The following is a 14537-nucleotide window of genomic DNA, read 5'->3' on the forward strand; positions in this document are numbered from 1 at the left end:
TACGCATAACCAAACACCTCAGATTTGGGCGCTATCATAGCGCCCGATTGAAGTGTCCAAAATCATTAGGCCAGTTCAGCTTGCTCCCGATAGCGGTGGGTCAGCCAGCCCCTCTATCAACTGTGCCGCCGCCATCGAAGCCTCGCTGAAGCTCGACATCTCCCACAGGGGATCAGCGGTGCCCATCAGACCTACGGCCGGACGTTTTCTACCTGCCAACCGAGCTCAAATGTGGGAGGGGGCTTGCCCCGATAGCGGTGGGTCAGCCAGCCCCTCTATCAACTGTGCCGCCGCCATCGAAGCCTCGCTAAAGCTCGACATCTCCCACAGGGGATCAGCGGTGCCCACGAGATCTACAGCCGGGCAACTTCCCACCTGCCAACCGGGCTCAAATGTGGGAGGGGGCTTGCGCCGATGGCAGTGGGTCAGTCAAAGATGCATCAACTGACACACCCTCACCGTGGCATAAGTATCTACACAATTTTCAGAGACTGGCGAGTTCCCCTGTGGCGAGCGGGCTTGTCCCGCGTTGGGCCGCGTAGCGGCCCCAAAACAGTCGCTATGGAGTTTCTGATACACCGCATTCAGCTTTACTGGGGCTGCTACGCAGCCCAACGCGGGACAAGCCCGCTCGCCACAGGGGAACTCGCCAGTCTCTGAAAATTGTGTAGATACCTATGCCCCGATGAGTATGGGTATCTACACAACGTTGTATTAACCAACGGTAACCACGATGCGAAGCGAGCCGCCCTTGATCTTGCTTTAGATCTTGATCTCAGGCGCCCCGTTAAACCACGCTGGCCGGAATTCGATAGTGATTGGGGGGTAAACCGGCAGGGATGCCGGTTTAGCCGCCATCGGGGGCAAGTCGAATCGTCGCACCGCCCCTCCCACATTTCAGTTAGCCGGCTTCAACAGCTGCATCTGCTGGCGATAGTCATCCGTCACCTGCCGCGCCTGGCTGCTGCTGGTAATCACCCTCGGGGTAATCAGCACAATCAATTCCGTGCGGTCCTTGGACTTGCTGGTATTGCCAAACAACCAGCGCAACCCCGGAATTTTCCCAAGGTAAGGCACCGCACTGACACTCTCCGCGTTGTCCTGCTTGATCAACCCGCCCAGCAATACCGTTTGCCCACTTTGCACCGCAACCTGGGTCGATACCGAGCGCGTGGAGATACGTGGGTTGGCCTGGGTGTCGTTGCTGGACGCCGGTTGGTCCTGGGCATCGCTGACCTGCTGCTGAATATCCATGTACACCAAACCACCCGGATTGATGCGTGGCACGACGTCGAGGATCACCCCGGTCTGCACGTATTCAACACTGGTCAACGTGGTGTCGGAGGTGCCGGTGTTGACCGTGGTCTGGCTGATCGGGATGTTGTCGCCCACCTGGATCTGCGCCGGTTGGTTGTTCATCACCACCAGCGACGGCGCCGACAGCACCTGGGTGCGGCCGTTGGTTTCGAGGGCGTGCAGGGCCACTTGCAGGTTGGAGCTGACGAAGGAGTAGAACAACGAATCCGCCGCGCCCAACCCTGCCCCGCCACCGCCCAACGCGCCTTGGCTGCCGGCGGTGTTACCCACGGTGGTGCTGGTGGAATTGCCCGCGAGGCGGCCGAGGTACCACTGCACGCCAAGGTCCAATTCGCCGGTGAGCTTGACCTCGAGGATGCGCGTTTCGATCTGCACTTGCAGCGGTGGGTTGTCGAGGCGTTTGATCGCCGATTCGATCTCTTTCCACTGCACCGGGCGGGTGCGGACCAGCAGCTGGTTACTGCTTTTTTGCGCGGTGATGCGGGTGCCGGCGTCGAGGCTTTTGGCCGGTGCGTCTTCGGTCGCGCCCTGCTCGGCATTGTCCTGCTCGGCGTCGGGCGCTTGCTCCTCATCCTCAGCGGCGGGTGGGTTGCCATTGAGGTTGTTGCTCAGGCCACCCGGCGTGCTGCCGGAAGTGCTGTTGGTGCCCGGCGAGGACAAGGTCGCGGTGCGCAAACCGGGGGCGACCTTGGCCGGGGTGTCGTCCTTGATCGCCCCCGTGCCGTAGATCTGGCGCAGGTACTTGGCGAGGTCGGTGGCCTTCATGTTGCGCACGTCGTAGACGTACATCTGCGGCTCGTTGCCCCCGCCTTCGTCGATGGTGTGGATCCAGTCGCCGACTTCACTGAGGTACTGCGGCTGCGACGAGATCGCCACCACCGAGTTGGTCCGCTCGATGGGCAAGAAGCGCACCATGCCGGCCAGGGGCATGCCGCTGTCGGGGCCGAACATTTTTTGCAGCTCGGGCATCAGCTCGGCCACCGACGCGCGTTGCAGGCCGAACACGCCCACCGACATGCCCTTGAGCCAGTCCACGTCGAAGGTGTCGATGGTGTCCTGGTAATTGGCCAGTTCTTCAGGGGTGCCGGCCAGGCTCAGCACATTGCGCGCCGGGTCCACCAGCAGGAAGGCGTTCTCGCGGGCAAACGGCTTGAGCAGTTTCTGCATCTCGGTGGCCGAGATATAACGCAACGGAAACAGGCGTGCCGACAAACCGCTGGACGGCTGCGAGACGCGCATCTCCGGCACCAGCTTGCCCGCCACGGCCTGGTTGGCCGGCAGGATCACATAGCGGTTGCCCTGTTTGATCATGGCGTTGTCGGTCCACGACAACAGGGTCTCCAGAATCGACAAGGCCTGCTGCTTGTTCACCGGCTTGGACGTGGAAAAACTGACATTGCCCTTCACGCCCTGGGCGATGCTGTAGTTCTCGTGCAGCAGGTCGCCCATCACGCTGTTGATCACCGCTTCGATCGGCTGGTCGGCGAAGTTGAACACGATGTCGCCGCTGCCCTCTTCCTTGGCGGCCGAGACCGCTGCCGGTTGGCGCACGAACTGCTGGTTGCCGCGTATCAACTGGCGCTGGGGCGGTGTCTTCGCCTGGGGTTGGCCGCTGTCGACCGGCGCCTGTTCGCTGGCCGGGTCCACGGGTGGGCGTTGCGAACCGGTGCCCTGCATCGCCTCATGCAGCAGGGCCTCGTCCGGGTCGAGATGCTCGGGGAAGGTGCCGCAGCCACCGAGGGAAACGGCGGTGGCCAGGCAGAACACGGTGGTGCGCAAGGCGCCAGGGAAGGTATCGATCAAGGGGTGGACTCGTGAGGAAGGGTAATCGGGGGTGTGGTGGACGGCGGCGGCAAACGCAGGGCCCGCAGGCTCAGGGTTTGCGTGCGGCCGTCGAGTACAAAGCGGGCATCGCGGGGCGTCAGGTGTTCCAGGCGCCAGCCATTGGGCAGGGTCTGGCCCTGCTGGACTTTGAGCGGCGGGCCATCGGCACGCTTGAGCAGCGCCACGCGCAGGTCGCCGTCGAGGACGATACCGGTCAGCACCAGGCTCGACAGGCTGGAAACCGCGGCCTGCCCCACCGCACGGTCGGGGCTGCGGTCGGGGCTGAACAACGGCGCTTGCCAGGTACCGGCCAGGCTGTCGAGGGTTGCGCTCGGCGCCACCAGCACCTTGGCGGCGGTAGTGGCGCGCGCATCGGGGTCCGGTGCCGGCAGCCACTGCGGCGCATCGCCGATACTGCTGAGGATGCCGACCATCAGCAGGCCCAACAGCCCGGCCACACCGAGCAACAGCCATTCCAGGGGACGCAATGCATTGATCATCGTTGCACCTGCCGGGCGGCGGCCGGTTGCAGGTAACCGCGCACCAACAGGTGCACCACCAGTTGCCCGGCGCCGCCACTGGCCGGTGCGTTCGGTGGGCGGCGGATGCTCATCTCATCGACAAACAGAAACGGCCGCTGGTACTCCAGCTCATGCAGGATCGCAGTCAAGGGTTCGATGGCACAGTTGAGGGTCAGGCTGACCTTGACCTGGCGATAGGGCTCGGCGTCGTCCTGCTCCGGGGTGATGGGCATGCGCTGGGTCAGGCTGCAACCGCCGCCGAGGCCGGCGCGGCTGTTGATCAGGTCGGCGATGCGTTGCATCAGGTCCGCCGCCACCGCGCTCGGGTCGTCGCCGGGCAACAGGCTGGTGCTGCTGGCCGGGTCCTGCCGCGCCTGTTCCAACTGTTGGCGCAGGCTGTCGCCCTGGCGCAACACGCCGGCGTAACGTTGCTGCTGTTCACGCAACTGCTCGGCTTGCTCGCCCATGCTGCGCAAGGGGCCGGCGAACCAGCTGTCGATCAACAGCCAGTAACCGGCGCCGAGCACCAGGGCCAGGGCGATCAGGGCCGCACCACGGCGTTCACGGGGTGTCAGTGGTCGGCGCATCGGCGGCCTCCTGGTGCAGGTGGGCGCGCAAGGAAAATTGATCCTTGCCGGTTTGCGCATCGGGTTGGATCACCCCTTCGAACTGGGCGTTTTCCAGGCTGTGGCAGCCCTTGATCCGGGTGATCAAGGCACTGGCCTTGGCGCTCTGCCCGGAGAAGGACACGTCGGCGCCGTCGTTGACTTCCAACTGGTCGAGCCAGGTGTCCGAGGGCAGGCACGCGGTCAGTTCGTTGAGCAGCGCCGCCAACGGCGGTTGGGCGGCCTTGCGGCGAATCAGGTACTGGGCGGCGCCCCGGGTATTGAGCAATTGCTGGCGCAGGGCCTGGATCTCGGCGACCTGGGCTTTCTGCTCGCGCACACTGTGTTGCATGGCATCGAGCACGCGCTGGCGGTCGTTGAGCCACAGCAGCATCGCCGCGATCAGCAAGGCGCCGCATAGCCACGGCAGGCTGCGTTGCAGGCCCTTGCCCTGGGGGCGCTGACGGGGACGCAACGGTGCCGGCAGCAAGTCGATGCCCATGGGTTTGCCTGCGCTATCGGCGACATCCACGGCATGGGGCTGCAAGCCGAGGGCCGCGCAGTCATTGAGGATCTGGTCGAGGCGCTCACGCAGGATCGCCACCAGCGTGACGTGCAGGTGCGTGGGGGTGCGGCGCTCCTGGCGCGCGACAAAGTACAACTGGGCGGCGTCGAACGGCGTGAAGCGGTCCAGTTCATAGCCGACCACCGTCGACAGGTTGCGCGCCGCCGCCGGGGGCAATTGCAGGGTTTGCACCAGCACCGTTTCAGGCGGCAGCACCAGCACCTGACGCGCTTCGCCAGGCAGCTTTTCGACCGGTGCAGTCAGCGGCCAGGCGTAGACATGCTCGGGAATATCGGCAAACGACAACCACGCCGGCAGGCAGCCGCGCAGCTCCTTGAGCCACAGGCGCCAGCCCAGTTGCAGCAGGCTGCCGTGCCAGCGCTGGGTGATGGGCTGCGCCAGCGCCTGAAGCCGTGCGGTTAACTGTTCGTTCATTCTTGCCAACGTAAGACTCGATAAGGTTGTGCGCTGCCTTGCGCGGGGCTCAATAACACGGTGGCTTGCACCTGGGCGTGGTAACCGCCGGGGCGTTGGGCGCGGCTGCTGACCACCAGCACGTCGCCGGGATCGGCACCCACCGCATTCTGATGCGGCAGGTTCAGTGCGCGGCGCATCAAGCCACTGGCGAATGCCGGATCGGGCCGGTCCAGGCCGCTCCACAGGCTGATCTCGGGCACCAGTTCGCTGTACAACGCCTGGGTCATGCCCGGCAGTTGGCGCACTTCTTCCACCACGCGAAACGGTGCCAGGCCCTGGTTACGCCGCACTTCCAGGGCTCTGGCGAGTTGGTTGGCCTGGGCCTGGGTCGCACCGCAGGCCAGGGCCAGGCGGGCAAAATCGCCCACCTCGGCGCTGTTCAAATACAACTTGCCGCGCTCGCTGTGCAGGCTGACGCGCAGCTGCGCATCGTCGAACAGCAGGGGGATTTCACGTCCGTCGGCAATCCACTGCTTGCGCTGCAACGGGTCGGCGACGGCCTGCATCGCCAGCGCCACCCCGGCCTCGGCCGCCAGCACCGCCTGGGTGTGCTGGCGGTGCCAGGCGGCCTGGCGGGTTTCCAGTTGCACCCAGCCGGCCAAACCGCCGAGCAACAGGCTGAGCAAGGCCAGCACCCACAGCACCAGCAGCAGGGCCACACCGCGTTGATGCCGGATCATTCGGGCGGCCCGCCGGACAGGTTCAGGCGCAAGGCAACCACCTGGGTCACCCACGGCACCGGGCCATTCACCCGTGCGTCAATCCGCACCGTGTAAGGCAGGCGCTTGGTCCACGGCCACGTACTGATCCAGCCGGTGGCCTGGCCCTTGGGCGACACGCCGCGATAGCTGAATTGCAGGTCCTCGACATCCTTCAACAACACCTGCGGCTCACTGCGCGCCGCCGGAACACTCACCTGTGCCTCAGACTCAAACCGCGCGAACGCCACCTGCAAGTCGCGCTGCGATTCGGGCCCCACCAACTGCAAGGTGAAGCGCTGGATACCGCCGCCGAGCACACCCGGCAAGGTCGCGACAAACTGCATACGCTGGGGCCCACCGGCGAAAAAGCCATCGGTCTGGCTGTCGTCCTCGGTCACATACAGCGGTAACGCCTCGCTGATGGCGGTGCGCAAAAACTGCTGCGCGGCGCGCATTTCATCCAGGCTGACCGTGTAGCGCTGGGCCTTGAGCACGGCGCGATTGGCCCCCAGCAACGCACCGCCGACCAGGGTCAGCAACACTCCGAGCAGGCTAAGTACGATCATGATCTCAAGCAAGGTAAAGCCCTGCTGACGCGCCTTCACAAGCCAGCCCCGACGACGGCAGCGCGCAGTTTCAAGGTGCTGAAACTGGCCTGGCGCGGGCCTTCGCTGACGGTGAGATCCAGGCGAAACAGATGGGCCTGGCCGACGCGACTGGGCTGCTGGGCGATGCGCAGTTGCCAGGCAATACCGTCCAACTCGCCCTGGCGTGTGCCGCTGGCCAAAGGGCCCATGCCTTCCTGATCCATCACACTCAAGGCGGCATGGGTCAGGCGGTCGCTGTGGGACACCTGCAACAACGAGCGCGCGCTCTGGCCAAAGGCGACCAGCAGCACCGTGCTACAGATCGCCATCAGCGTCAGCGCGGCGAGCATTTCCAGCAGGGTGAAACCCGCCTGGCGCTTCATGGCAAGGCCTTGGATTCGACGCTGCCGGTCAACCAGCCAATGTCGATACGCCAACGCCGACTGCCGTTGGCCAGCAACACGTGGCCGCCGGTAGAGCTGCCATCCGGGTAGAAATCCACCGCAGCGCCGGCTTGCTCGGCAGTGTGCAAGGTCACTTGCAGCCCGGCCGGCCAATACTTTTTCGGACGGCCCGGCGCCTGCACGCTGAGGTTGCGCAAATCAAACACGGTGCTTTCGGTGGTGCCACCGACAATCGCCCGCGCCCGCGTGCTACGCAATGCCTCGACCACCTGCCCGACGGCCTGGCGCTCTTTGGCGGCGCGCAGGCCTTGTTGCAGGCCAAACCCTACCAACCCGGCCGCGATGCTGATCAAGACGATCACCACCAGCATTTCCAGCAAGGTAAAGCCGCGTTGGGCGTTGGCCATGGTCGTGGGTTATTCCCAGTTGCCCAGGTCGGCGCTGTAGCCTTCGCCGCCGGGCTGGCCGTCCTGACCGTAGAAAATCAGGTCGAACGCACCGTGCTCACCGGGGAAGCGGTAACCGAAGGCATGGCCGAACGGGTCCTTGAGGTCCGACGGTTTGGCATACGGCCCGGCCCAACCGGCGCTGTTGCCCGGCTTGTCGACCAGTTGCTGCAGGCTCTTGGGCGGCGAGCCGACGTCCAGGCCGTAGCTTTCGATTTTCATGCTCAGGCTGGCCAGTTGGGCCTTGCCCGCGCCGTACTTGCCCTTGTCCACATTGCCGCCGACCTGGCGCACCACGATGGTCGCGACAATGCCCAGCAGCACGATCACGGCGAGCATTTCCAGCAAGGTAAAACCGCCCTGGCGGCGGGCGGGCTTGAATCGGGTATGGCGCATCAGCGTGTTTCCTTAAGGGTTCATATATTGCTGGTCAGGCTCATCAGCGGCAGCATGATCGCCAGCATGATCACCGCCACCAGCACCGCCATGACCACGGTCAGGGACGGCACCAGCGCGGCGAGCAGGCGGTCGATGCCGCGTTTGGCTTCGACGTCGAACACCTCGGCGACCTTGAGCAGCATGCTGTCGAGTTCGCCGGCCTGTTCGCCGACTTCAATCATTTGCAACGCCAGATCCGGCAGCAGCGGCTCGCTGCCGAAGGCGCTGGCCAGGGTGCCGCCGCCCTTGACCGACTCGGCGGCCTGGGCGACCTGGGCTTGCAGGGCGCGGTTGGTGCAGACCTGGCGGGCAATCACCAGTGCTTGCAGCAGCGCCACACCGTTGCTCAGCAGCGTGCCGAGGGTACGGGCCAGGCGGGCGGCTTCGACCCGTTGCAGCAACGGGCCGATGATGCGGATGCCCAGCACGCGGCGGTCATAGCGTTCGCGGCGCTGGGGATCGCGCAGGCGCGCGGCCAGGGCCCATGCGCCGACAATCAACCCGGCCAGCACTACCAGGCCGTAGGCCCCGAGGAATTGGCCGAGGCCCAGGATCACCTCGGTGATCAGCGGAATCGGCACGCCCAGGTCCTTGAAGATCGGCACGAACTGCGGCACCACGTAGGCCAGCAGCAGGGCCAGCGAACCGAGCACGCCGACCACCAGAAACGCCGGGTAGATCAGCGCGTTGATCACTTCGCCCCGGAGTAACTGGCTGCGCTCCAGGTAGTCGCTGAGCTGGCGCAGGGTGTCTTCGAGGGCGCCGCCGGCCTCGCCGGCGCGGACCATGCTCAAGTACAGCGGCGAGAACTGACTGCCCTCCGCCTCCAGCGCCTTGGATAACGGCTGGCCGGCCTTGACCTGTTCGCGGATACGCTCGATCAACGCACGGGTCTGCGGCTGGCCGGGCTGCTTGAGCAGGATGCCGAGGGAGCGTTCCAGCGGCTGGCCAGCCCCCAATAGCGTGGCCAACTGTTGAGTGAAACTGACCAGTGCCGCGCCGTTCAACTGACCCCGGCCGAAGGCCTTGCGCAGGCCCTGGGCACCCGCCACCTCGATCTGCAACAACAGCAAGCCGCGCTTGTGCAGCGCGGCGACGGCGGCGTCCTGGTCCTTGGCTTCGAGGGTGCCGTTCTGCGCCTGGCCCTGGCTGTCGAGGGCGCGGTATTTGAACAGGCTCATGCGCCCTCCCCCCGGGTGACGCGCAACACTTCTTCAAGTGACGTGACACCAGCCACGGCCTGGCGCAGGCCCTCTTCATGCAAGGTGCGCAGGCCGCCACGGCGGGCGGCCTGTTCGAGGGTGGCGGCGTCGGCCTGGCGCATCAACAGGCTGCGCAGTTCTTCGTTCATCACCAGCAGTTCGGTGATCGCACTGCGGCCGTGGTAACCACCGCCCGGCGCATCGGCGCGGGGGCGATAAAGCATGATCGGGCGCTGCTCGGTAAACCGGTCGAGGCCGTGTTCGGCGATCAATTCCGCCGGTGCTTCGAAGGCTTCGCGGGTGGCCGGGTCGAGGCGGCGCACCAGGCGCTGGGCGAGGATGCCGTTGACGGTCGAGGCAATCAGGTAGCTTTCGACGCCCATGTCCAGCAAGCGCGTGATACTCGCCGCCGCGCTGTTGGTGTGCAGGGTCGAGAGCACCAGGTGGCCGGTGAGGGACGACTGGATGGCGATGCGACAGGTTTCCAGGTCGCGGATTTCACCGATCATGATCACGTCAGGGTCCTGGCGCACGATGGAGCGCAGCGCGCCGGCGAAGTCCAGGCCGATGGCCGGCTTGACCTGGATCTGGTTGATGCCCTCAAGCTGGTATTCCACCGGGTCTTCGACGGTGATGATCTTGCGCTCGGCGGTATTGAGCCGCGACAGCGCGGTGTACAGCGTGGTGGTCTTGCCCGAGCCGGTGGGCCCGGTGACGAGCAGGATGCCGTGGGGCCGCTCGAGCACTTCGAGGAAGGTTTCCAGGCGCTGGCCATCGAAGCCCAGGCTCTGGAAATCGAACTGCACGGTCTGGCGGTCGAGCAAACGCATGACCACCGATTCGCCAAAACTGGTGGGCACCGTGGACACCCGCAAGTCCAGCTCCTTGCCCTGGATGCGCAGCATGATGCGCCCGTCCTGGGGCAGGCGCCGCTCGGCGATGTCCAGGCGCGCCATGATCTTCACCCGCGAAATCACCGCTGCCGAAGAGCTGGACGGCGGCGCCTCGGCGTCGTGCAGTACGCCGTCGATGCGGTAGCGCACCTTGAGCTGGTTTTCGAAGGGTTCGATATGAATGTCCGAGGCGCGGTGTTCTACCGCGCGCTGCAGGATCAGGTTGACCAGGCGAATCACCGGCGCTTCGGAGGCCATGTCCTTGAGGTGTTCGATGTCTTCCAGGGCGCCACCCTGCTCGTCGAGGTTTTCGATCAGCGTGCCCATCGCCGAACGGCCCTGGCCGTAGTAGCGCTCGATCAGGGTTTCGACTTCGTTGCGCGGGCCCACGGCCAGCCACACCGGCACACCGCAGGCATAGGCCATGGCCTGGAACGGGTAGACCAGCGACGGGTTGGCCGCCAGCACCCGCAGGCCGCCCTGGCTCCAGCCCACGGGCACCACCTGGTAGTGGCGCATGAAGCGTTCGGTCAATACCGGCAATGGGTCCAACAGCGGCGGCGCAGCATCGGCCAGCAGCAGCGGTGCGCCGAGCAGGTCAGCCCAGGCACGGGCCAGCTCCACTTCCGAGACCAGCCCCAAGCGCGTGAGCAGGCCGAGCAACTCGGTGTCGCCGCCCTCCTGGGACAGGCGGCGGGCGCGCTCCAGGTCAACGGTTTTCAACCCGGCGTGCTGCATCAGCCACGCGCAGACCTGTTCGGTGTGCGGGATGTGCAGTTGGCAGGCATCGATGGGCGTTGAGGGGCTGGGCATGGGTAAAAATCTGAGGGGCGATGTTCTAAAGGGCTATGGGAAACACTTGTGGGAGGGGGCTTGCTCCCGATAGCGGTGGACCAGCTGCCGCATGCGCCGGCTGATACACCGCTATCGGGGGCAAGCCCCCTCCCACAGGGGACCGCATTTCCCCGTTAGTTCGAGGTCTTCGGCGCGGCCTGGCTGCTGCTCAGCGGCCGCCCACCCTTGGTGGTTTGCGCCTTCTGCTTTTTAACCGCCTTGGCATCGTGGGCCTGGGTCAGCACCGTGGAATCGGCAGCCCCGGATTTCGCATCGGCGTCGGTGGACTCCGCCGCCATCGCCGCGCCACTTAGCGCAACGCCCAGGACAACACCGGCACCCAACAGGGAAATCTTCATCAACTTTCTCCAGATCAAAAACAGCAGATAGCCCAAGTGGCGCCTTGAACTCGATCAAGACCCTACACCAAAGCGTTGTGTATGACAGCTTGTGTAAACATGGCACTTTAGAACTACCGAGCAATGCCACTAGTTAGCCACGACTCGACAAATTTTCTTAAACCAATCGACTGGTAGGTTTAGCCTTAGTTCCTGAACGTAAGAAATTATTTCTTATTTCACGCAAAAATTAGCTTTTGTTTGACTTCCAAGCGCAAGAATTGCCTTAATTATGCGGTTTTTGCGGTTCAAAATGCCATCTCGTGATATCGCTTAGACACTATCCACAACAATAACTAATACAATTATTACACTAATAAAACTGCGAAATTCGCCAAATAGTTGCAATTAGCCATCGGTTAAAAATTGCGATCACGGGCAACTATTGCCCAGAAAAAAGTGACGAGGTGCAGTGCAACACGCACTTCTCGGCGCCCCATGTTTACTGAACTGTTGTCGGAGAGACCCATGAATAAACGCAAAATGATCGGTGCACAGTCGGCCTTCGCCCTGCTGGCACTGGCCGTGTCCCAGGTGCATGCGGCCACCAGCCCGGCCCTGGATGAAGGTCGGGTAAGCCGCGCGGAAAAAGCCGCGGACAAGACCCTGGCGAAGATGACCATGGAAGAAAAACTCGCCTACATCGGCGGCACCGGTGGTTGGGACGTCAAGCCACTGACCCAGTACGGCATCCCGCAGATTCACGGCGCTGATGGCGGCGTGGGCGTGCGCTACACCAGCGAAGGCAACGCGCAGGGCGTGGTCTACCCGTCGGGGCCGAACCTGGCCGCCAGCTGGAACCCGCGTCGCGCCATCGACCTGGGCCGTGCCCTGGGCTATGACACCGCCAGTGGCGGCTATCAGTTCGTCACCGGCCCTGGCGTGAACCTGTACCGCATGCCGTACAGCGGCCGGGCGTTCGAGTACTTGTCCGGTGAAGACCCGTTCCTCGGCGCCAGCCTGGCGCCGGCCGTGATCAACGGCATTCAGTCCCGTGGCGTGTGGGCCAACGCCAAGCATTTCGCCGCCAACGACCAGGAAAGCAACCGCTTCCACCTCAATGAAATCATCAGTGAGCGCGTGCTGCGCGAGATGACCCTGCCGCCGTTCGAGTCCGCCTCGAAGAACAGCAAAGTCGCGATGATGATGTGCGCCTTCCAGAAGGTGAACGGCGAGTTCGCGTGCCAGAACAAGCACCTGATGCGTGACATCCTCAAGACCGAATGGGGCTACCCGGGCTTCGTGCAGAGCGACTACAACGCGGTGGTCGACGGTTTGCCGGCGGCCCAGGCGGGTACCGACCTGGACATGATGGGCTACCAGATGAACAGCACCATCCTCAAGCCGTACCTGGACAGCGGCGAGCTGAGCAGCGCGACCATCGATGACAAGGTGCGCCGCATCCTCAAGCAGATCTACCTGTACAAGTTCGACAGCAAGGCGCCGCTGACCAGCCACAACATGAACAGCGCCACCAGCAACCGCGTGGCCCTGAACGCCGCCCGCGAAGGCATCGTGCTGCTGAAAAACCAGAACAGCCTGCTGCCGCTGGACGCCAAGAAGGTCAAGCGCATCGCCGTGGTCGGCACCCTGGCCAAGTACGCGCCGCCTACCGGTTTTGGCAGCGCCAACGTCATGGCCGCCAACTACATCAGTGAGCTGAGCGGCCTGCAGCAACTGGCGCCAGGCGCCAAGGTCGAGTTCATCGACGGGCTGTCCCTGGACCCGGCCACCTCGACCTGGACCCATGCCGACAGCAATGGCAACAGCGTCAAAGGCTTGAAGACCGAGTTCTTCAGCAACACCAACTGGTCCGGCGACCCGGCCGCCAGCCGCACCGACACCCATGTCGATCTGGACTGGTCCACCGACAGCCTGCCGGTGAACGGCGATACCGCCGCCACTTCGATCCGCTACAGCGGCCAGATCACCCCGACGGTCAGCGGCGAGCAGGTGTTCAAAGTGCGTGCCGACGGCGCCGTGCGCCTCTACGTCAACGGCAAGAAAGTCCTCGACAACGGCGACGGCAAACCGCTGCCGAACAACAGCATTCCGCCGACCATCCCGGTGTTTGCCAAGGTCAACCTGGAAGCCGGTAAACCGGTCGACATCAAGCTGGAATACTCGCGCCGCAACGGCTACCTCTCGACCATGGGCGGCCTGGTCGGCGTGCAGATGAGCTGGGCCTCGCTGGTAGCGCCGCAGGACCTGGCCCAGTACGACGCGGTATTGGTCGCGGCCGGTAACAGCAATGAATACGAAGGTGAAGGCTTCGACCACAGCTTCGACCTGCCCGAGTACCAGAACCTGCTGATCCAGAGCATCGCCAAGGTCAACCCGAATACCGTGGTCACCCTGCACGGCGGCACCGGCCTGAAGATGAGCGACTGGATCGACCAGGTACCGGCTGCGCTGCATGCGTTCTACCCTGGACAGAACGGCGGCCAGGCCTTGGCGGAGATCCTGCTGGGCAAGGTCAACCCGTCGGCCAAGCTGCCGATCAGCATCGAGCGCAACATCGAAGACAACCCGATCTACGCGACCTTCCCCAAGTTCGACAACCAGGAAACCCTGGCCGAGATGAGCTACAAGGACGACCTGTTCCTGGGCTATCGCGGCTACGAGAAAAAGGGCATCAAGCCGCTCTACCCGTTCGGCTATGGCTTGTCGTACACCACCTTCGGCTACAGCAACATCAGCGTGACCCCTGGGGTGGCGGTGGCCGGTGCGCCGATCAAGGTGTCGTTCGACCTGGCCAACACCGGCAAGGTCGCGGGTGCCGAAGTGGCCGAGTTGTACGTGGGCCAGAACAACCCGAAAGTCGAACGCGCGATCAAGGAACTCAAGGGCTACAAGAAGGTGTTCCTCAAGCCGGGCGAGAGCAAGCGCGTGACCATCGAGCTCAACGATCGCTCGCTGGCCTACTACGACGTAGCGAGCAAGCAATGGGTGGTGGATGCCGACAGCTTCAACCTGTCGGTGGGCGCGTCGTCCCAGGATATTCGCCTGAACGCCAAGCTGGTCAACCCGTTCCGCCAGGAACTGTCGACCACCACCAGCAACCCGCTGCCGCGCTCGGCGCTCAACTCGACGCTGCGTGAATCGACGGTGAAGACCGGCGGTGTGCTGCATCAAAATGAAGGCGACAGCGGCACCAGCGACGGTGATGGCTATGACATGAGCGATGACACCGTTCAAGGCAGTGCTAGCGGGAATTGATCCCTGTGGGAGGGGGACTGATCTGGTCAAGTAATCTTGGACACCGATTAAGGTTCACGCCGCCAACCTTTCCTCCGCAATTGGCGACCGATAGTCGTTGTAGCTG

Annotated in this window: 13 protein-coding genes; 1 reads left to right on the top strand and 12 read right to left on the bottom strand. The window is 64.0% G+C overall.

Annotation, left to right across the window (positions count from 1 at the left end):
• Window positions 1-897 precede the first annotated feature (897 nt).
• The 12 genes from gspD to J1G35_RS29335 all read right to left on the bottom strand — a co-directional run bounded on the left by gspD (window position 898) and on the right by J1G35_RS29335 (window position 11173).
• On the bottom strand, window positions 898-3120 hold the full coding sequence (gspD, locus tag J1G35_RS29280; RefSeq protein ID WP_223016725.1) for a type II secretion system secretin GspD: 2223 nt from the start codon (window positions 3118-3120) through the stop codon (window positions 898-900).
• Window positions 3117-3641 carry a DUF2531 family protein gene (locus J1G35_RS29285; RefSeq protein ID WP_223016726.1) on the bottom strand — a complete coding sequence of 175 codons (525 nt, stop codon included), beginning with the start codon at window positions 3639-3641 and terminating at the stop codon, window positions 3117-3119. The genes gspD and J1G35_RS29285 overlap by 4 nt, the downstream gene beginning before the upstream one ends.
• Window positions 3638-4249: a type II secretion system protein GspM gene (gene gspM, locus J1G35_RS29290; protein WP_024076406.1), complete on the bottom strand. Its 612-nt coding sequence runs from the start codon at window positions 4247-4249 to the stop codon at window positions 3638-3640. Before gspM ends, J1G35_RS29285 begins: the two co-directional genes overlap by 4 nt.
• Window positions 4224-5267, bottom strand: a complete 1044-nt coding sequence (locus tag J1G35_RS29295) for a type II secretion system protein GspL (RefSeq protein ID WP_223016727.1) — start codon at window positions 5265-5267, stop codon at window positions 4224-4226. The genes gspM and J1G35_RS29295 overlap by 26 nt, the downstream gene beginning before the upstream one ends.
• A complete protein-coding gene (locus J1G35_RS29300; protein ID WP_223016728.1) occupies window positions 5264-5989 on the bottom strand; it encodes a general secretion pathway protein GspK in 726 nt (241 codons plus the stop codon). The genes J1G35_RS29295 and J1G35_RS29300 overlap by 4 nt, the downstream gene beginning before the upstream one ends.
• Window positions 5986-6615: a prepilin-type N-terminal cleavage/methylation domain-containing protein gene (locus J1G35_RS29305; RefSeq protein ID WP_223016729.1), complete on the bottom strand. Its 630-nt coding sequence runs from the start codon at window positions 6613-6615 to the stop codon at window positions 5986-5988. Before J1G35_RS29305 ends, J1G35_RS29300 begins: the two co-directional genes overlap by 4 nt.
• Complete coding sequence (locus J1G35_RS29310; RefSeq protein WP_223016730.1) at window positions 6612-6980, bottom strand: type II secretion system protein; 369 nt, start codon at window positions 6978-6980, stop codon at window positions 6612-6614. Before J1G35_RS29310 ends, J1G35_RS29305 begins: the two co-directional genes overlap by 4 nt.
• Window positions 6977-7408, bottom strand: a complete 432-nt coding sequence (locus J1G35_RS29315; RefSeq protein ID WP_223016731.1) for a type II secretion system protein — start codon at window positions 7406-7408, stop codon at window positions 6977-6979. The genes J1G35_RS29310 and J1G35_RS29315 overlap by 4 nt, the downstream gene beginning before the upstream one ends.
• A gap of 9 nt (window positions 7409-7417) precedes the next feature.
• Window positions 7418-7843: a type II secretion system major pseudopilin GspG gene (gspG, locus tag J1G35_RS29320; protein ID WP_027607415.1), complete on the bottom strand. Its 426-nt coding sequence runs from the start codon at window positions 7841-7843 to the stop codon at window positions 7418-7420.
• Window positions 7844-7863: 20 nt separating this feature from the next.
• Entirely contained in the window at window positions 7864-9066 is a 1203-nt protein-coding gene (gene gspF / locus J1G35_RS29325) for a type II secretion system inner membrane protein GspF (protein ID WP_223016732.1), read from the bottom strand.
• Window positions 9063-10793 (bottom strand): type II secretion system ATPase GspE, encoded by a 1731-nt coding sequence (gene gspE / locus J1G35_RS29330; protein ID WP_223016733.1) that lies wholly within the window; start codon window positions 10791-10793, stop codon window positions 9063-9065. Before gspE ends, gspF begins: the two co-directional genes overlap by 4 nt.
• A 155-nt stretch (window positions 10794-10948) precedes the next feature.
• On the bottom strand, window positions 10949-11173 hold the full coding sequence (locus J1G35_RS29335) for a hypothetical protein (protein ID WP_223016734.1): 225 nt from the start codon (window positions 11171-11173) through the stop codon (window positions 10949-10951).
• A 507-nt stretch (window positions 11174-11680) separates the two neighbouring features.
• On the opposite strand from J1G35_RS29335, the gene J1G35_RS29340 reads away from it, so the two are divergent.
• Complete coding sequence (locus tag J1G35_RS29340) at window positions 11681-14431, top strand: glycoside hydrolase family 3 C-terminal domain-containing protein (protein WP_223016735.1); 2751 nt, start codon at window positions 11681-11683, stop codon at window positions 14429-14431.
• Window positions 14432-14537: the final 106 nt, after the last annotated feature.

It is taken from the genome of Pseudomonas sp. SH10-3B, assembly GCF_019891415.1.
GTDB lineage: Bacteria > Pseudomonadota > Gammaproteobacteria > Pseudomonadales > Pseudomonadaceae > Aquipseudomonas.

Coding starts and splice junctions, on each gene's coding strand:
- J1G35_RS29285 (WP_223016726.1), bottom strand. CDS start 3,641: ATGATCAATGCATTGCGTCCCCTGGAATGGCTGTTGCTCGGTGTGGCC.
- gspM (WP_024076406.1), bottom strand. CDS start 4,249: ATGCGCCGACCACTGACACCCCGTGAACGCCGTGGTGCGGCCCTGATC.
- J1G35_RS29295 (WP_223016727.1), bottom strand. CDS start 5,267: ATGAACGAACAGTTAACCGCACGGCTTCAGGCGCTGGCGCAGCCCATC.
- J1G35_RS29300 (WP_223016728.1), bottom strand. CDS start 5,989: ATGATCCGGCATCAACGCGGTGTGGCCCTGCTGCTGGTGCTGTGGGTG.
- J1G35_RS29310 (WP_223016730.1), bottom strand. CDS start 6,980: ATGAAGCGCCAGGCGGGTTTCACCCTGCTGGAAATGCTCGCCGCGCTG.
- J1G35_RS29315 (WP_223016731.1), bottom strand. CDS start 7,408: ATGGCCAACGCCCAACGCGGCTTTACCTTGCTGGAAATGCTGGTGGTG.
- gspG (WP_027607415.1), bottom strand. CDS start 7,843: ATGCGCCATACCCGATTCAAGCCCGCCCGCCGCCAGGGCGGTTTTACC.
- gspF (WP_223016732.1), bottom strand. CDS start 9,066: ATGAGCCTGTTCAAATACCGCGCCCTCGACAGCCAGGGCCAGGCGCAG.
- gspE (WP_223016733.1), bottom strand. CDS start 10,793: ATGCCCAGCCCCTCAACGCCCATCGATGCCTGCCAACTGCACATCCCG.
- J1G35_RS29335 (WP_223016734.1), bottom strand. CDS start 11,173: ATGAAGATTTCCCTGTTGGGTGCCGGTGTTGTCCTGGGCGTTGCGCTA.
- J1G35_RS29340 (WP_223016735.1), top strand. CDS start 11,681: ATGAATAAACGCAAAATGATCGGTGCACAGTCGGCCTTCGCCCTGCTG.